Raw genomic sequence first — 17,536 nt, 5'->3', positions numbered from 1 at the left:
GTCGCCGCCCTGATGCTGGTGCCAGAATGCGCGGTCCAGCGAACCCTGCACCAGGGGAATGTTGTCCGCGATCTCGGCAACTGCACGAAGCGTGCCGTGCCCGTTGGCCATATGGCGGACTTCGTCGGATTGGATCGACAGGTAGGCCGCTGCATAGGCGTCATCGCCGTTGGCTGCGGCCACTTGCGGCAATGCGACGGTCAGGGGGTTGGTGTAAGCGGTCTCGAGGACAACGTTCAGCGCGATCACCGCGTCGATCGGGTCGTTCACCGAATTGGGCGCGAAGGCTGCTCGCGCAACGGCACCGATGGGGTGCCGGGCCAGCGCCCGCGACCCGAACTGCAGACCGTCGGTATCGGGTGCGTGGGACAGGTAGTGCCGGCGCAGCGCGCCGACGATCTGAAGGTGGCGCGCCTCGTCGAGCGCCTGCGCGGCGTAGCCCTGCTGCAGCTCGGGATTGTTGATCGAGGAGATCAGCAATCCGGCGCCCTTCATCGCCTGGTACTCGGCCTCGGCGGTGAGGGGCAGCGCCAGCTTGAGCCCTTCGATCCACCGCGGCTCGATAGCCTCGGTGGTGCGCAGCGACGCGGCGCTGTCCATTGCCCGCTGCACCCGGAGATCCTTCTCCACCTCCATGCGCGCGTAGTCGCGGAACAGCAGCTTGAACGGGTCCCGTCCCCGCTCCGGGATGCGGTACCGGCTCGGGAAGACCGCGGCGGGCGGAGTGCGGGTGCTGTCCCAGGTGTATTGCTTAACCAGATCGTGGGTGCGAGTTGTCGGCGCAGTCATCGGATACCTTCGTCGTCCTGGGAGCGATCGCTCAGCGAGTCCGCGCGCAACACCAGTCGGCCGGTGCCGGGGCGCGCTCCACGCTGCGGATCGATCTCTCCGAAATAGCTTGCTAAAACGATCAAAACGTCTTCGAGTTCGAGCGGTCGCCCGACTTCGGTGGACAGCTCGGCGAGATCGATGATGATCTCGTCGGGGGCGTCGACTTTGAGGTACACACCCCGATCGGTGACGTTGACCGTGGGCTGGGTGCGCCGCAGGTATCGGGCGATGGCGTCGGTTTCCGGACCTTTGATGAGGCTGGCGCCCACGCCACGCGCGGCCGGTCGTGCCGTTGTGCGCGCCATCAGAAGCGCCCCGTCACAGTGAGCGTCGTAGCCCAACGGTCGCCGACCTCACGACGATAGGTGCGCACAACGTCTTCCCAGGCGTCATTGAGTCCTTCTGGGGCGGTGGAGAATTCCGCCAGATGCGCAGAAAGAGCAGTGACTGCCTCGCTCGCCCGGGCCTCCCACCGAACGGCCCAATCCGTGAGTACCGCCCGGTTGGCAACACCGTGCTCGGGGTCGGCGAGCAGATGATCGATCAGCGTGAAGGTCCAGCGCGCGGCCCGGTCATGGTCCTGGCGCCATGCCGCGGTTGCCGAAACGGTGTAGGCATCGCCGTAACGATGACCGCCCCGCTCCAGATAGTGCAGTCGCAGATACCGGCCCACCAGCGGCTCCAGGATGACGTTGACCGCGAACAGCGCCTCGCCCCAATCACTGGTGGCGAGCACCTGCTCGACTGCGGCACGCAAGGGTTGCCAGGCTGCACCCGCCGTCCACTCTTGCTGAACTGCACTGAAAGTCGCTTCCCCGGAGATGCTTTCGACGGCGGCACGCTGAGCTGCTGCATGCTCGACATGACGAAGTGCGTCGGCGGCGCCGAAGACGAGCGCAAGCGTCACCGTGTCAGACAATGCCAAACGCTGAGCACGACTGAGCACCCGGAAGTAAGACCGGTCGGCATAGGGCAGCACCGCCGCGACACCGGCGATCCCCTCACGCAACCAGTCCGGATCAACGCCACCGGAGCTGACCGTCTTCTCCAGCAACTCAAGCTGGTCAGCCAGCGCGGTCTCATTCTGGTGCGCCTCGGCTAGCCAGTCGACGTAGACGGACCGGTTCGGGTCGCGAAATCCGTACCAATCCTGCGACCGCAGCGCGGTCGAATCCGGCGACAGTGGCGGCGACCCATCGGGAAAGTGCAGGGGCCACCCCTGCACGGCATCAGTCTCCGGCGAGATCTGTTGGAAGATCGTGAGATCCTCATATGCGGATGCGAGCGTCATGTGACCTGTTTTCGTGGCAGAGGTTGCTTTCTTGGACGCAAGCAAACCAAGGAGACCGGCGCTAATCTAGGTTTAGAATCACTACTATTTTAGTTCTAAAAATGAACCAAAATAGGTGCAAGGTGCGTGTATCGTCTCGACCATGCCCGTCGTACCTGCCGAATACTGTCCCGTGTCGATCGGGGCCAGCGTGCTCGGTGATCGCTGGAGCCTGCTGATCGTGCGCGAAATCATGGTCGGCTCAAGCCAGTTCAGTGCAATCTTGCGGGGACTGCCCGGATTGTCCCGCAGTCTGCTCGCTGGCCGCTTGCGACACCTGGAGGCAGTGGGCGTGCTCACCCGGGTGCCCACAGGCAACGGACGCACCCACGAATACCGGCTCACCGAAGCCGGTGAAGACCTCCACGAACTGATCTACGCGCTGGGGCGCTGGACGGTGCGCTGGTGGTTTCCCGAGCCCGAGCCGCAACAGGTGGACAACGCCCTGCTGTTGTGGCGCATGCGCGCAGGAGTAACCTCTGCGCTGCCCGAAGGGCGCACCACCATCCAGTTCGACTTCACCGACGGTGAGGTGCGACGAGGCTGGATCGTGGCCACACACGCCGAAGTGTCCGTCTGCCTTCACGATCCCCGTTTCCCAGTCGATCTCAGCGTGACCGGGAGCGGTCGACTTTGGCACCAGATCTGGTTCGGGCATCGTCGACTAGAGGACGCAATTGCCACTGGCGAGATCCTGGTAGAAGGCCCCGCAAAGCTCGCGCGAGCCCTACCGAAGTGGTTCGCGCTGAGCCCGTTCGCCTCCGACGTCCTGGCCGCCAAGTCCGCCGCCGGCTAGCCGGATCAACCTCACGACCAACTCCGCATCATCAACCCGACCATTGGAGAAGATCACCCCATGACCGAGACCCTGCGCACGCTGACCGGATTGCCCACCGCACCTGCGGCACTGGGCGAATCCACTTTGGTTCTCATCGACTGCCAGAACACCTACACCCGCGGAGTGATGGAACTCGACGGTGTCGGCGATGCCCTGCTCAGTACTGCGGCCCTGCTGGACCGGGCCCGTAGCGCCGGGATTCCCGTCATCCACATCCAACACAACGCCGGCCCCGGGTCGCCTTACGACATCGACGGCGAGTCCGGCGCCATCGTCTCGGCCGTGGCGCCGCGCGCCGGGGAACCCGTTGTGGTGAAGGCGTATCCGAATTCCTTCGTCGGCACCGAGTTGAACGACCTGCTGCGCGAACGCGGCGCGACGAATCTGATCTTGGCCGGATTCATGACGCACATGTGCGTCAACTCCACGGCCCGGGGGGCTTTCAATCTGGGCTATGCGCCCACCGTGGTCGCCTCGGCCACCGCCACGCGGGCCCTTCCCAGTGGCGAGGGCATCGTGCCGGCCGCCGCCATACAGACCGCGAGCCTGGCGGCGATAGCGGACCTGTTCGCCGTCGTCGTGCCCACCCCGGCTTCGATTCCCGACTGAGGGCCGGCGAGCGGGGCTAGCCCAATCCGTCGAGCACCGCGCGGGTGCCCGAAAGCCCCAGCCGGGTCGCGCCGGCATCCAGCATGGCCACGGCCTCGCCGGCCGTGCGGATCCCGCCGCTGGCCTTGACCCCCAACCGGCCCCCGACCGTGTCGGCCATCAGCGACACCGCGTGCACCGATGCCCCGCCGGAGGGATGAAAGCCGGTGGAGGTCTTCACGAAATCGGCTCCGGCGTCTTCGGCGGCGCGGCAGGCGGCGACCAGCGTGGCATCACCGGCGAACTCCAGCAGCGCGGCGGACTCCACGATCACCTTGAGCACCGCGCCGGGTACCGCGGCCCGCACGGTCGCGATGTCGGCGCCCACCGCGGCGAAGTCACCTGCCAGTGCCGCACCTACGTCGATCACCATATCGATTTCAGCCGCCCCGTCCGCCGCGGCCAGCGCGGCCTCGCGGGCCTTGATCTCCGGCCGATGCTTGCCGGACGGGAAGCCCGCGACCGCGGCGATGGGGACACCGGCCGGGTTCGCCGCCGCCGCGACGGCCACCATCAGGGGCGACACGCAGACCGCGGCGACGCCGAGGTCGGCGGCTTCGGCCACCACCGCCACGACCTGTGCCGCGGTCGCCTCGGGTTTGAGCAGCGTGTGGTCGACCCGCTGGGCAACCTGGTCACGGCCCCAGCGGCCGGCGGCAGTCACGGACATCAGAAGACCTCCTCGGCGGCGCCGGGGTTGCAGCCGGACTCCAGCATGGTGACCCAGTCGACGACGGGCCGCCACGGCTCCAGATTCCAGCTGAGCTTGCCGGGCCGAGCGAACTCGGCATAGTTCCAGTGACAGAGGAATTGCTCGCGCATTCCGGGCCGATCGGCCTCCGGGGCGTGTTGGAGCACTTCGCGCCACGCCTGTTCGCCTGCCGCGGCGTCGAGGCGCAGCGCGGCTGCCCGGGCCGAGGCGCTCGGATACACCCGCAGGCTCAGACCGTCGTCATAGCTCGCCCACTCGGCACGGTCGACGTATCCGCCGATCTCTGCCACGGCCGGCGCAGCACAACACACCGCGACCGCGGCAGCCGCCAGCGCCCCTGAAAGCAACGAACGCAGCATGGCGCTAGTGAGACTTGCCCTGTACCTCGAGGAGTCGGGGACGCACGTCGACCAGGTAGACCCCGGCCGCGCAGGCCGCGATGGCCATGCCCATCACGTCCAACAGCAGCGCCAGCAGCCCGCACACCCCGAGGATCACCAGCCAGACCGGCTTGGTGAGCTTGTCGGCGGCGGTGTAGGCGTCGGCGCGTTGCAGCGCCGCGTGGACGAACGCGTACACGGCCGTCGCGAAGACGGCCCACCTCAAAAGGAGAAGGACGGTACCCACCAGGGTCACAGCGATCACGCTGCAAGCCTAGGCGGGCACCGTCCCGGGCGTCGAACTGCGACTACTTCTGGGTGACCTTCTTGGCCGGAGCCTTCTTGGCAGCCGGAGCCTTCTTGGCGGCCGGAGCCTTCTTGGCCGGAGCCTTCTTGGCGGGCGCCGGAGCCGCGGGCTTCTCGGCGGGTGCCGGCGCGGCCTCTTCCTTCTTGGGCAGCTCGATGCCGACCAGCTTGGCGGCACGCTCACCGACCTCGCGGGTCTGCGACGCGACGTTGCCCAGCACCTCCTGGGTCAGTTCGACGGCCTGGTCCACGTAGCCCTCCACCTGCGCCGAGGCTTCGTCGAGACCGGTCTGGCTGCGCAGCCGCGCCAGGGCGGCCTCACCGCGCGCCACCAGGTCGTTGTAGCGCTCGCTGGCAGCCTCCACGTAGCCCTCGGCGGCCTTGCGCAGCTCCTCGGCGGTAAAGCGCTCGCGCAGCTCGGCGAACTGCTCGGGCAGCTCCTCCTGCAGCTTGGTCAGGCGAGCGCGCCTCTCCTCGACGCGGCTGCTGGCGTCCTCGCGGGCCTCGCCGGCGCGCTCGCGCAGGTTGGCGACGAGGTCGTTCACGGTGGCCAGGGCGAGGTCGGCGGCGCCGAGCGCGGCGAGCAGCGGGGCCTTCAGTTCTTCGATGGTCGGGTTCTCAGCCATTTGGGGTTCCTTTCGGGTTTGAAATCTTGCGTGGGCACTTCGGTCAGGAGAACGCATGAGGATCAGTCAGGTGGCGTCTCCTCACCGTCGGCTTCGTTCTGCTGGACGAAGGAGCCGTAGATGTCGAGCAGAACCTGCTTCTGCCGTTCCGTGATCGCCGTGTCGGCGACCACGGCGTCACGAACCTCGCTCTTCTCGCTCGGCTCCAAGATTCCCGCCCGGACGTAAAGCACCTCGGCGGAGACCCTCAGGGCTTTGGCGATCTGATTGAGGACGTCAGCAGAGGGCTTACGCAACCCTCGTTCGATCTGGCTCAGATACGGGTTGCTGACACCGGCCTTCTCGGCCAGCTGCCGCATGGAAACCTGCGCGGCTTCGCGCTGTGTCCGGATGAAAGTGCCGATATCCGCCGCTGCCGTGGAAACCACTGCCGCGAGCTTGTCGTCCTGCGACACCGGAGACCCCTTTCGCGAGCCGATCATTGCTGACACGTGTCACGATAATGCCTAGTGCTAACTTTTGCAAGCACTTGCTAGCGCAGGTCAGAACATAAGTTGGGCAATGGTGTAGATCGCCAGGCCGGCCAGGGCGCCCACCACGGTTCCGTTGATCCGGATGAACTGCAGATCGCGCCCCACGTGCAGTTCGATGCGCCGGCTGGCCTCGGCGGCGTCCCAGCGCTCGATGGTCTCGGTGATGATCGCGGTGATCTCCACCCCGTAGTGGCCCACCAGATGCTGGGCCCCCCGCACGATCCAGTTGTCCACCTTGTCGCGCAGTTCGGCCTTGTCGCGCAGCGACTCGCCGACCTGGACCGCGGTCGCGGCCACCCGGGTGCGCAGCGCGCTGGACGGATCGTCGACACCCTCGAGCACCAGACGCTTGAGCGTGCGCCAGGCCGTGGCCGCGGCGTTGGCCACCTCATCGCGGGCCATCAGCTGCTCCTTGACGGCGTCGGCTTTCGCGATGGTCGCCTGGTCGTGCTGCAGGTCGTCGGCGAACTCGAACAGAAATCGGGTCGCGCTGCGCCGCAACTCGTGGTCGGGATTGCGGCGAACCTTGTCGGTGAAATCCATCAACTCCCGGTGTATGCGATCGCCCACCAGGTGGTCGACGAAGCGCGGCGACCAGGACGGCGAGTCGCGCTCCACCACCCGCTGAATGACCTCGCCGGCGTTGAGCGACCACTGGAAAGCGCGGTCGGCCAGCAGCTGGATCAGCGCCTCCTGCCGGTTCTCGGCCAAAAGCGAACCCAGCACGCGGCCGATGGGCGGTCCCCAGTGGGGTTCGGCGATACGACGCACGATCATCCGGTCGATCACGTCCTGGACGTCGTCGTCGCGCAGCATCTCGATCAGGACCCGCAGCACCGTCGCGGCTTCGCCGGCCACCCGCTCGGCGTGCGCCGGCTCCGAGAGCCATTTGCCCACCCGGCCCGCGATCTGGGCGTCGCGCAGCTTGGTCTCGATCACCGGTGGGGACAGAAAGTTCTCCCGGACGAAGGTGCCCAGCCCCTCCCCGAGCTGGTCCTTCTTGCGCTTGATGATCGCGGTGTGCGGGATGGGAATGCCCAGGGGGTGCTTGAACAGCGCGGTGACGGCGAACCAATCCGCCAGCGCGCCCACCATGCCGGCTTCGGCCGCGGCGCCGACATAGCCCACCCAGGCCGGGGCCAGGCCGTCCGCCTGCGCCCACCGGCAGAGCAGGAAGACCACGGTGGCGCCGAGCAGGAAGCTCAGCGCCACCACCTTCATCCGGCGCAGGTCCCGCAGTCGGGCCGCGTCGGCGGCCGGATCAGCACCGGCGAACGACTCCGCCAAGGACTGCACGGTCTGCGCAGCGCCCGGCCAACTCGGCTGATTCTGTAGATCCGCCACCACACCATCATCCGCCATCTGCGCGGCCGGTTACTGTTACCGGCCCACGAAGTTTGCTGGACCAGCCCGTATTATCTATTAGGTCTAGTGAATGGAATCCGCGATAGTGGCACAGCAGCTCCATACCGGCACCGCTAAGGCCGACGGGCGCAAGCGGCGATGGCACCAACACAAGGTCGACCGCCGCAACGATCTCGTCGACGGGACGATCGAGGCGATCCGGCGCCGTGGCCGCTATGTGAGCATGGACGAGATCGCCGCGGAGATCGGCGTGTCCAAGACCGTCCTGTACCGGTACTTCGTCGACAAGAACGACCTCACCACCGCGGTGATGATGCGCTTCGCGCAGACCACGCTGATCCCGAACATGGCCGCGGCGCTGTCGGCGAACCTCGACGGTTACGACCTGGTGCGCGAGATCATCCGGGTATACGTGCAGACCGTGGCCAACGACCCCGAGCCGTACCGGTTCGTGATGGCCAACAGCTCGGCCAGCAAGAGCAAGGTGATCGCCGACTCCGAGCGGATCATCGCCCGGATGCTCGCCGTGATGCTGCGCCGCCGGATGAAAGCGGTCGGCATGGACACCCAGGGAGTCGAGCCCTGGGCCTACATGATCGTCGGCGGCGTGCAGCTGGCCACCCACTCGTGGCTGCTGGACCCGCGGATGAGCGCCGATGACCTGATCGACTACCTGACGATGCTGAGCTGGAACGCCCTGTGCGGAATCGTCGAGGTGGGCGGATCGCTGGAGAAGTTCAACGCCGGTCCACATCCGTCACCCATGCTGCCGTGGCGGTCCGAATGAGATAGCAGGACCTCCCAGGCGCGCAATCCAACGCAGCAAGCGTTATCCTGGAGAGCAATGCGGGGGTCACGCTTACCAACGGGCCGATAGGTAGTACGCTGTGCTGGTCCCCGAACGTGACTGGACCTCACATTCCGACCTGGTAGGTGCGAATGATCGTTCATACACCAGATGGCGCCACCTCCGCCGATGTCGACATCACCGACGACTCAGACGTGTTTGCAGGCAGGGCGCCCATTCCGGGTAACCCGAAGGAGATGGGTCAGGTAATCCATGCCGTTCTGGCCGAGCGGAGCAGGGTCGCAGCACAACGGTAATGCTTCAAAGGAAGCCGGGCATGTGACCTCGTGATCGCTGGTTTCATCTCAGGTTCGGGCGGAGATCAGAGCCGATGAGCATGAAAGACAAGGCCTTTCCCGACCATTTCTTCGAGGGTCCTGCGATCTCATTCGAGCGACAGCCCAATCTCAAGACGTTATTCAACTACCTCATCACCCCGGACAAGGACTTCACGTTTATTGTGGGGGCCGGGGTATCGCTGGACGCTAACTTGCCAACTTGGGCTCGGCTGGTGGAAAACATCACTGAGCTGATCCCCAGCGTGCGTTGGCGCGACGCATCCAAAGAAGACCATGCCGAGCTTCTGCGCAAAGCGGAGTCTTCGCTGCAACTGGCGCGCGAAGGCTCGAACGACACTCGGAACGAGATCATCCGCAACGCGCTCTACCGGCGCTCGGACGGGTCGGCTAACAGCGAGCCCGCATTCGGTCGGCTGGCTGATGTGATCGCCCGCCTGACGACTTGGTTAGGCGGGCGCGTCTACATCGCGACGACCAACTTCGACACTTTGCTCGAAGATGCGATGGACGCTTACAGACTCGACTGCAGTGAACCAATCGATTCAGTGCCGTTCATCGCCCCCAAAGTGAGTGACGTCGACTACGACTCTTACCAGGAGACTGGAATTCCGGGGAATTGGCTTCCTGGGTCGACGGTTCTTCACCTGCACGGCATTCTGGAGCCCGGCAATGAGCCGGTGGGCAATATCGTGCTCACCGAAACCGATTTTCTCAAGTATGGGCCGGCGGTGCGAGACCTGATCAAGCGCCGACTGAAGTCATCTCATGTGGTGTTCGTTGGCGCCAGCCTTACAGACCCGAATCTGGTATCCCCATTGTGGGAAGTCTGCAATGAACCATCACCCGGCACAGGCCTAAAGGAGTCGTTTCTGCTCTCGGTCGCTGCCCCCGACCCAAAAGCTAGTGACGTCAACAGGTCGCGGGCTTACTCGGTGAAGAAAGCGCAATATCTCTCGGATGAGCTCCAACTGCGGACTATTTTTCTCAAGTCGTATGGCCAACAGATTCAGGCGATAGCCGAAGCATCGGTGGCTCTATTGAACACCAGTCGCTATATGGCCGACAATAACCCGACTACGTCATCTAGGTACGGTCACCGCCTGAAGCGCTGCCTGGATTCCTGCTACACCAATATCGGCTGCGGCGCCAACGAAGACATCCCGGACGGTCGCCGCGCCCGACAGCTCAGCGCTCGACTGTCGAACCTGCTGAAATCGGACCACGACGGCTCGTTCAACCACATTCTCAAAAAGGTGCATGATCGACTGAGGTATTCGAACGACACCGATCTCCGCACCGATTACGAATCTGGAACCAGATACTTTGAAAACGAGAATTTCGGGGTCTTCCTCTGGCTGCGGGCGAGAAAGGATGGCAAACACCCAGCTGCGCCCTACCACCTCGTGTGCGTCGGAACGTCCGTCTACCAGCACTCCGAACCATGGTCGTTCGACCGAGTCGCTGAAATCGAAGGCAAATCACGATTCACAAGCGGCCGAGCTGCATACTACGGCAGCCCGAAAACAGATAATATACCCAGCACCGGTGATTGGCTGCTCTGGCATTCCGTTCGCGCCGTACCATTCAGCTACTACGAGGAGGAAGCGACTCCCGGTGTCCTAGCTGACGCAAGACAAGCCGGGGCGATTACAGCAATCGACGTCGGCGTGATCACCCTCAATTCAACTCACAATTACAAGCCGCTCAACGAGAGCCGGTGGTCAAAAACCAACCCCCGCTCACTGTTCAGCGTGATGAACGACGACGAAAAAGAGGCTGTCAATGATGAGCTGGCCCGGATCGCCCTGGAAGTGGTATCCACCACGCCAGCTCAGTAGCTGTAGAAGCCCCGGCCGGATTTCTTGCCGAGCTGGCCGGCCTCGACCATGCGCAGCAGCAGCGGCGGCGCGGCGTAGAGCGGCTCCTTGAATTCCTCGTACATCTTGTCGGCGATCAGCTTCAGGGTGTCCAGGCCGACCAGGTCGGACAGCCGCAGCGGGCCCATCGGGTGCGACAGTCCGGCGACAATCGCCTTGTCGATGTCCTCGACGGTGGCGAAGCCGGACTCCAGCATGCGCACCGCCGACAACAGGTAGGGCACCAGCAGGGCGTTCACCACGAAACCGGACCGGTCCGAGCAGCGCACCACCTGCTTGCCCAGCACCGCGCTGGCGAACTCCTCGGTGCGGTCGGCGGTGGCCGGGTCGGTGACCAGCGTGCTGACCAGCTCGACCAGCGGCAGCACCGGAACCGGGTTGAAGAAGTGCAGGCCCAGCACGCGCTGCGGGTTGGCGGTGGCGGCGGCAATCTTCATGATCGGAATGGACGAGGTGTTCGAGGCGAGCACGGCGTCGGGGTCGGTGATCACCTTGTCCAGCTCGGCGAAGATCTTCGACTTGACGGTGTCGTCTTCGATGACGGCCTCGATCACCAGCTGCCGATCGGCGAAGTCCCCGAGATCGGTGGTGAAGGACAGGTTGCCGACGGCGTCGTCGCGCTCGCGCTCGGTGATCTTGCCGGCGCTCACGCCGCGCTCCAGCGACTTGACGATCCGGTTACGCCCGGCGGTCACCAGTGCGTCGGTGGTCTCGAAAACCTTCACCTCGACGCCGGCGCGCGCCGACACCTCGGCGATTCCGGCGCCCATCTGACCGGCTCCGATGACACCTACTCGTTGGATCGACACTGTGTTCCTTTCGGCCTCACGGCAAGTTTTGTCTTGTCGGCAGCAACAAGCCCCGCCCAACATGGCTGGACGGGGCCTGCGCTGTCAACTCCCCGGGGTGCTGACCGCCGAGTGTGAACGTAGGGCGGAAATCCGACAAGAAAGCCGCCCTACGTTCACGCTCGGCGCGAATCTCGCCTGCTGGCGCCACTAGGCCGCCATTGACGCCTAGTGGAACTGGCCCTCTTCGGTCGAGCCGGCCAGCGCGGTGGTCGACGACGTCGGGTCCACCGTGGTGGCGATCCGGTCGAAGTAACCGGCACCGACCTCGCGCTGGTGCTTGGTGGCGGTGTAGCCCCGCGACTCGGCGGCGAACTCGCGCTCCTGCAGCTCGACGTAGGCGCTCATCTGGTTGCGGGCGTAGCCGTGGGCCAGATCGAACATCGAGTAGTTCAGCGCGTGGAAGCCGGCCAGGGTGATGAACTGGAACTTGAAGCCCATGGCGCCCAGCTCGTTCTGGAACTTGGCGATGGTCGCGTCGTCCAGGTGCTGCTTCCAGTTGAACGACGGCGAGCAGTTGTAGGCCAGCATCTGGTCGGGGAACTCGGCCTTGACGCCCTCGGCGAACTTGCGGGCCAGCTCCAGGTCCGGGGTGCCGGTCTCCATCCAGATCAGGTCGGCGTAGGGGGCGTAGGCCTTGGCCCGGGCGATGCACGGCTCAAGGCCGTTCTTGGTGTAGTAGAAGCCCTCCGCGGTCCGCTCACCGGTGATGAACGGCCGGTCGCGCTCGTCGACGTCGGAGGTGATCAGGGTGGCGGCCTCGGCGTCGGTGCGAGCGATCACCACGGTCGGCACGTCGGCGACGTCGGCGGCCAGGCGCGCCGAGGTCAGGGTGCGGATGTGCTGCTGGGTGGGGATCAGCACCTTGCCGCCCAGGTGGCCGCACTTCTTCTCCGAGGCCAGCTGGTCTTCCCAGTGCGAACCCGCCACACCGGCGGCGATCATCGCCTTCTGCAGCTCGTAGACGTTGAGCGCACCACCGAAGCCGGCTTCGCCGTCGGCCACGATCGGGGCCAGCCAGTTGTCCACCGAGGTGTCGCCCTCCACCTTGGCGATCTCGTCAGCGCGCAGCAGCGCGTTGTTGATCCGGCGCACGACCTGCGGGACCGAGTTGGCCGGGTAGAGGCTCTGGTCGGGGTAGGTGTGTCCGGACAGGTTCGCGTCGCCGGCGACCTGCCAGCCGGACAGGTAGATGGCCTTGAGGCCGGCCCGGACCTGCTGGACGGCCATGTTGCCGGTCAGCGCGCCCAGGGCGTTGATGTAGTCCAGGTCGTGCAGCTGCTCCCAGAGCACCTCGGCGCCGCGACGGGCCAGGGTGTGCTCCTCGACGACGTGGCCCTGCAACGCGACGACGTCCTGGGCGGTGTAGGTGCGGGTGACGCCCTTCCAGCGCGGGTTGTTGTCCCAGTCGTGCTGGATCTGCTCGGGGCTCTTGGGCGTGCCAACGGTCGACATCGGATGCGCTCCTTTGCGGTCTCGATCGTCGGGGCGGACGTGCCCTAGCGCAGTGCCGCGAATCGCTTCCCGGCTTTGCTAACACCCCGACGTTTCCACTGGTGTGATGAGGCGACCATGACACAGCACATCTGCCCAGGTCCAGCGGTTTCATTGCCAACTTCCGCCATGCAACCACGTCAATTTGCAAAGTTTGCGAAGAACTGGGCAGAAAGCTGGTCGTGAAATGAGCCGGAAAGCTACCGGCCGGTAACTTATCCGCACAGGTCAGCGCCACTTTTAGCAGTACGCGCGTACTGACTAGAACGCGTTACAGCGGAAAGATCGCTGCGAGCGCCTTGACTTCGTCGCCCACCACGTATGTGAGCGTTCTAACAGTGCGGTCGGTCAGCTCGGGACCGAACTTGTCGGTCGAGCCGGCGGGATGAACATGCGAGACGATCTCCAATTTGTCGCCCAGCGCGACGGGCGCCTCGTGTTCGAGCGTGACCCGCAGCGGGGCGCCGAGCAGTTCCGGATAACTCGACAGGTAATCCTCGACCACGCTCCAGTACACGGAGTTGTTCATGTGGTCGAACAGGTCGATGTCGGTGAACCGGATGGGGTACTCATGAATCTCGGCCGCGTCCTCACGATTGCCGGCCGTCAGATATGCCTTCCAGCGAAGCCGGTCGACGCTGGTGGTGCGTTTCAGTCCCGCCAGGAAGTCTTCGGAGATCCGCGCGGGCCCCTGGGTCTCGCGGTTGATGTTGATCCAGAACGCCTCGGACTCGATCAGCCCGCCCTTGCGGCCGTCGACGCGGACCCGCATCTCACACCACCGGTTGGACGTGCCCGAGCACCAGCGCCGCAACCGCAGCATGTCCTGGAACTCGATGGGCGCGATCAGATCCATCATGGTGCGCCGGACGATCCACAACGGGTGCGTCTCCTGATATCCGCCCTCACGCAACTGGTCCTGGCCGATGTCCTGGATATGGCGGGCGGCGGCGTCCATCCGCAGCCGCCCCGTGCGGTCGATGTCGGCGACCCGCAGCGGCCACTGCCGGTCGAACACGTCGGGATGTGGGTCCGGCACCGGCATCAATTCCTTGGCCAGGCCGGTCGGCCGCTGTGTGTGCTGCATCGAGACTCCCCGTCGTCTTTCCCTGAGCGGATCATGCCATGCCAACAATGCGAATGACGGCTTCGCAGCAGGTAGGGTCGGTGGGATGGCCAAGACCTACGTCGGCTCCCGGGTGCGCCAGCTACGCAGCGAGCGCGGTTTCAGCCAGGCCGCACTGGCGCAGATGCTGGAGATCTCGCCGAGTTACCTCAACCAGATCGAGCATGACGTGCGGCCGCTGACGGTCGCGGTGCTGCTGCGCATCGCCGAGGTCTTCGGCGTGGACGCCAGCTTCTTCGCGTCCCAGGACGACACCCGGCTGGTGGCCGAGCTGCGCGAGGTCGCCATGGACCGCGACCTTGACGTCGACGTCGACCTGGCCGAGGTGGCCGAGGTGGTCAGCGCCCACCCGAAGGTGGCCCGCGCGATGGTCAACCTGCACCGCCGCTACCGCATCACCACGGCCCAACTCGCCGCGGCCACCGAGGAGCGTTTCTCCGACGGCAGCGGCACCGGGGCGATCACCATGCCGCACGAAGAGGTCCGCGACTACTTCTACCAGCGCCAGAACTACCTGCACGAACTCGACACCGCGGCCGAAGAATTGGCCACCCGAATGCGCCGGCACCAGGGCGAGTTGGCCGTGGAGCTGGCCAACCGCCTGACCGAGGTGCACGGGGTGCGCATCAACCGGCGGATCGACCTCGGCGAGACGGTGCTGCACCGGTACAACGCGGCGACCCGAACCCTGGACATCTCCAACCATCTGTCCTGGGGGCAGCGGGTGTTCAAGATGGCAGCCGAATTGGCCTACCTGGAGTTCGACGAGCAGATCGCGGCCATGGTCGATGAGGGCAAGTTCACCTCCAAGGACTCCCGGACGCTGGCCCGGCTGGGGCTGGCCAACTACTTCGCCGCGGCGATCGTGTTGCCCTACGGGCAGTTCCACGATCGCGCCGAGACGTTCCGCTATGACATCGAGCGGTTGTCGGCCTTCTACCGGGTCAGCTACGAGACCATCGCACACCGGCTGTCCACCCTGCAGCGGCCGTCCATGCGGGGCGTGCCGTTCTCCTTCGTCCGGGTCGATCGAGCCGGAAACATGTCGAAACGACAGTCGGCCACCGGTTTCCATTTCTCCTCCAGCGGCGGGACCTGCCCGCTGTGGAACGTCTACGAGACCTTCGGCAATCCGGGAAAGATCCTGGTTCAGATCGCCGAGATGCCCGACGGACGCAAGTACATGTGGGTCGCCCGCACCGTCGAGCGCCGGGCCTCCCGGTGGGGCCAGCCGGACAAGACCTTCGCGATCGGGCTGGGCTGCGAACTGCGCCACGCCCACCGACTGGTCTACTCCGAAGGGCTGGATCTGGCGGCCGGCCACGACGTCCCGGCCACTCCGATCGGGGTGGGCTGCCGGGTCTGCGACCACGACAACTGCCCTCAGCGGGCCTTCCCCGCGCTCGGGCGTGACCTGGATCTCAACGAACATCGCAGCACTGTCTCGCCGTATCTGGTAAAGCAACAGCGGTGATTGCTCGCATCCCCGAATCCCCCGGCCTGCGTGACCTCGGCGTCACGAACTGGCTGGTCTGCAAAGTCATCGCGGCCCGCCAGCGCGTGCCCCGAGCGCACCTGTTCACCACGCTCGGACAGCACCGGCGGCTGATGTGGTCCTGGCTGCCGTTCGGCGGGATGCTCATGCGGGGCGGGAAGTTCTCGGCCCGCGACACCGAGTTGGTGATTCTGCGGGTCGGCCACCTGCGCGACAGCCAGTACGAACTGCAGCACCACCGCCGGATGGCCCGGGCGGTCGGCCTCGACGACGCCACCCAGGAACGGATCTTTCAGGGGCCGGATGCGCCCGGGCTCACCGACCGCCAGCGCACATTGCTGACCGGGGTCGACGAACTGATCGAGACCCGCACCCTCTCCGATGCCACCTGGGCGCTGCTGGCAACGCATCTGGACCGGCCCCGGCTGATCGAATTCGTCATGCTCACCAGCCAATACGACGCACTGGCCGCCACCCTGAGCGCGCTGCGGGTGCCGCTGGACTTCGATGAGTAGCCCTGCGTGACGGCCACCGTGAGCCACGACCTGGCCGTCGCCGGGGGCGGGGTCCTGTTCATCGCGGCTGTGCTGATCGTCGTCGGGCGAGCACTGGCGCGGCGGGGGGCAAGCCCCCTGGCCACCCGCAAAATCCCCCATGCGCTGTGCGGACTGTTCGCGGCCCTGGCCGCATTCCAGCTGTCGCATGGGGCAGTGGTGGCCGGCGTGCTGGCGGTCGCCACGGTGGCCCTGGCGGTCATCGTGGAGCGCGGACTGGTCCCGGTGCCGGGGGTCTTCGACGGGACCCGGTCCCGCGACTACGGACTGGTGGGATTTGCCGCCGGGGCGTTGCTGGCGGTGCTGGCCTTCTGGCCGGACCGGGTCGCCATCGCAGGTGGTGTCCTGGTGCTCGGACTTGCCGACGCCGGCGCGGCGCTGATCGGGGATCGCTATGGGCGCCACCACGTCGCGGCCGGCGGCGGGGTTCGCTCCCTCGAGGGTTCGGTGGCGTTCGTGGCCATCGCCTTCGCCGTGACGTGGACGTTCTGCCGGGCCGGCCTTGAACTGAACATGTTCCTGGCGGTCTCGGTTGCCCTGTTCGTCGCGATGACGACGGCCGCCGTCGAGCTGCTGGTCGTGCCGGCCGCCGACAACCTGCTGATCACGCCATGGGTGGCGTTGCTGCTGCACGTGGCGCGCGAGCTGTCCACCGACGACGCGCTGCGCTGGATGGCGGCGGTCGTATTCGGCTGCGCCATCGTGCCGTTCATGCTCCGGATGCGCTGGCTGGACCTGCCGGGCGCGCTGTGCGGCGGCCTGATCGCCGCGGTGGCGGTCGGCCTCGGCGGGTGGGCGTGGATCATCCCGGCCGCCTTGTTCTTCTCCCTCACCAGCCTGCTTACCGCCTATCGCCGCCCGTCCCGGACCGGGGGCATGCGCACCCTGAGCCAGGTGGTGGTGAACGCCGGCCTGCCGGTGCTGGTCCCGGTGATCGGTTATGCGTTCACCGGCGGCACGTACTGGTACGCCGTGTCGATCGGCGGGATCGCGGCCGGTATCGCCGACTCCTGGGCCTCGGAGATCGGGCGCTTCTCCTCCCGCGAGCCGCTGTCGCTGCGAACCCGGGGCCGGGTGCCCAAGGGCACCTCGGGGGCGGTGTCCCCGCTGGGCACAGCTGCCACCGTGCTGGGCGCGCTGGCCGTCGGCCTGTTCGGCGCGGTGTACGGCGGTGTCGCGATGGTGCCGGTGGGCCTGGCGGCCGGAGTCGTCGGCTCGCTGGTCGACACGCTGATCGGGGCCACCGTGCAGGCCCGCTTCGTCTGCGCGACGTGCGGGGCCACGGTGGAGGACGCACTGCACTGCGGTGCCCCGGCACAAGCGTCCACCGGCTGGCGCTGGGTGGGCAATGACATGGTCAATGCCTGCGCGAACGCGGCCGGCATGGCCACCGGGTTGGCGGTGTTCGCGCTGATTTCCTAGCGCCG

At 66.0% G+C, this 17,536-nt stretch carries 19 protein-coding genes; 7 read left to right on the top strand and 12 right to left on the bottom strand.

The window, feature by feature from the left end:
- The 3 genes from LI92_RS02095 to LI92_RS02085 form a co-directional block, all read right to left on the bottom strand.
- A partial coding sequence (locus LI92_RS02095; RefSeq protein ID WP_046315387.1) for a hypothetical protein occupies positions 1–789 on the bottom strand: 789 nt, incomplete at its 3' end.
- Complete coding sequence (locus LI92_RS02090) at positions 786–1,136, bottom strand: MmoB/DmpM family protein (RefSeq protein ID WP_082109498.1); 351 nt, start codon at positions 1,134–1,136, stop codon at positions 786–788. The genes LI92_RS02090 and LI92_RS02095, both read right to left, overlap by 4 nt.
- Complete coding sequence (locus tag LI92_RS02085) at positions 1,136–2,122, bottom strand: ferritin family protein (RefSeq protein ID WP_046315383.1); 987 nt, start codon at positions 2,120–2,122, stop codon at positions 1,136–1,138. The genes LI92_RS02090 and LI92_RS02085 overlap by 1 nt, the downstream gene beginning before the upstream one ends.
- Positions 2,123–2,294: 172 nt before the next feature.
- On the opposite strand from LI92_RS02085, the gene LI92_RS02080 reads away from it, so the two are divergent.
- Both LI92_RS02080 and LI92_RS02075 read left to right on the top strand, forming a co-directional pair.
- On the top strand, positions 2,295–2,957 hold the full coding sequence (locus tag LI92_RS02080) for a winged helix-turn-helix transcriptional regulator (RefSeq protein WP_192829957.1): 663 nt from the start codon (positions 2,295–2,297) through the stop codon (positions 2,955–2,957).
- 60 nt (positions 2,958–3,017) lie between these two features.
- Positions 3,018–3,608, top strand: a complete 591-nt coding sequence (locus LI92_RS02075; protein ID WP_046315379.1) for a cysteine hydrolase family protein — start codon at positions 3,018–3,020, stop codon at positions 3,606–3,608.
- Between the two features lie 16 nt (positions 3,609–3,624).
- Here LI92_RS02075 and deoC read toward each other — a convergent pair whose 3' ends face one another.
- The 6 genes from deoC to LI92_RS02045 all read right to left on the bottom strand — a co-directional run bounded on the left by deoC (position 3,625) and on the right by LI92_RS02045 (position 7,566).
- On the bottom strand, positions 3,625–4,317 hold the full coding sequence (gene deoC, locus LI92_RS02070; RefSeq protein WP_046315377.1) for a deoxyribose-phosphate aldolase: 693 nt from the start codon (positions 4,315–4,317) through the stop codon (positions 3,625–3,627).
- The gene (locus tag LI92_RS02065; RefSeq protein ID WP_082109497.1) at positions 4,317–4,718 is read right to left on the bottom strand and encodes a DUF2599 domain-containing protein; all 402 of its coding nucleotides are present in this window, start codon (positions 4,716–4,718) and stop codon (positions 4,317–4,319) included. Before LI92_RS02065 ends, deoC begins: the two co-directional genes overlap by 1 nt.
- 4 nt (positions 4,719–4,722) lie before the next feature.
- On the bottom strand, positions 4,723–4,986 hold the full coding sequence (locus LI92_RS02060) for a DUF2516 family protein (protein ID WP_192829960.1): 264 nt from the start codon (positions 4,984–4,986) through the stop codon (positions 4,723–4,725).
- Positions 4,987–5,047: 61 nt separating this feature from the next.
- Positions 5,048–5,671: a hypothetical protein gene (locus LI92_RS02055; protein WP_046315372.1), complete on the bottom strand. Its 624-nt coding sequence runs from the start codon at positions 5,669–5,671 to the stop codon at positions 5,048–5,050.
- A 62-nt stretch (positions 5,672–5,733) separates the two neighbouring features.
- On the bottom strand, positions 5,734–6,126 hold the full coding sequence (locus LI92_RS02050) for a helix-turn-helix domain-containing protein (RefSeq protein ID WP_046315370.1): 393 nt from the start codon (positions 6,124–6,126) through the stop codon (positions 5,734–5,736).
- A gap of 87 nt (positions 6,127–6,213) precedes the next feature.
- Positions 6,214–7,566 (bottom strand): DUF445 domain-containing protein, encoded by a 1,353-nt coding sequence (locus LI92_RS02045; RefSeq protein WP_286134790.1) that lies wholly within the window; start codon positions 7,564–7,566, stop codon positions 6,214–6,216.
- A 73-nt stretch (positions 7,567–7,639) separates the two neighbouring features.
- Here LI92_RS02045 and LI92_RS02040 point away from each other — a divergent pair, with 73 nt between their 5' ends.
- Together LI92_RS02040 and LI92_RS02035 are read left to right on the top strand one after the other, a co-directional pair.
- On the top strand, positions 7,640–8,356 hold the full coding sequence (locus tag LI92_RS02040) for a TetR/AcrR family transcriptional regulator (RefSeq protein WP_502691384.1): 717 nt from the start codon (positions 7,640–7,642) through the stop codon (positions 8,354–8,356).
- 391 nt (positions 8,357–8,747) lie between these two features.
- Positions 8,748–10,553, top strand: coding sequence for an SIR2 family protein (locus LI92_RS02035; RefSeq protein WP_046315368.1), 1,806 nt, complete (start codon positions 8,748–8,750; stop codon positions 10,551–10,553).
- On the opposite strand, the gene LI92_RS02030 is transcribed toward LI92_RS02035, so the two are convergent.
- The 3 genes from LI92_RS02030 to LI92_RS02020 form a co-directional block, all read right to left on the bottom strand.
- Positions 10,547–11,401: a 3-hydroxybutyryl-CoA dehydrogenase gene (locus LI92_RS02030; RefSeq protein ID WP_082109496.1), complete on the bottom strand. Its 855-nt coding sequence runs from the start codon at positions 11,399–11,401 to the stop codon at positions 10,547–10,549. The two genes, LI92_RS02035 and LI92_RS02030, sit on opposite strands and share 7 nt — an antisense overlap.
- A 207-nt stretch (positions 11,402–11,608) precedes the next feature.
- Complete coding sequence (gene aceA / locus LI92_RS02025) at positions 11,609–12,895, bottom strand: isocitrate lyase (protein ID WP_046315364.1); 1,287 nt, start codon at positions 12,893–12,895, stop codon at positions 11,609–11,611.
- Positions 12,896–13,205: 310 nt separating this feature from the next.
- A complete protein-coding gene (locus LI92_RS02020) occupies positions 13,206–14,021 on the bottom strand; it encodes an acyl-[acyl-carrier-protein] thioesterase (protein WP_046315362.1) in 816 nt (271 codons plus the stop codon).
- 85 nt (positions 14,022–14,106) lie between these two features.
- Between LI92_RS02020 and ramB the strand changes: the two genes are divergently transcribed.
- From ramB to LI92_RS02005, 3 genes are read left to right on the top strand one after another with little or no spacing between them, the layout of a single operon-like run.
- Positions 14,107–15,534, top strand: a complete 1,428-nt coding sequence (gene ramB, locus LI92_RS02015; RefSeq protein ID WP_046315360.1) for an acetate metabolism transcriptional regulator RamB — start codon at positions 14,107–14,109, stop codon at positions 15,532–15,534.
- Complete coding sequence (locus LI92_RS02010) at positions 15,531–16,070, top strand: carboxymuconolactone decarboxylase family protein (protein WP_046315358.1); 540 nt, start codon at positions 15,531–15,533, stop codon at positions 16,068–16,070. The genes ramB and LI92_RS02010 overlap by 4 nt, the downstream gene beginning before the upstream one ends.
- 6 nt (positions 16,071–16,076) lie before the next feature.
- Complete coding sequence (locus LI92_RS02005) at positions 16,077–17,531, top strand: DUF92 domain-containing protein (RefSeq protein WP_286134789.1); 1,455 nt, start codon at positions 16,077–16,079, stop codon at positions 17,529–17,531.
- The last annotated feature ends 5 nt before the right edge of the window (positions 17,532–17,536 follow it).

This window comes from Mycobacterium sp. UM_Kg1 (genome assembly GCF_000972925.1).
GTDB classification, from domain to species: Bacteria; Actinomycetota; Actinomycetes; order Mycobacteriales; family Mycobacteriaceae; genus Mycobacterium; species Mycobacterium hiberniae.
This window is presented reverse-complemented; position numbering and strand designations above follow the sequence as displayed.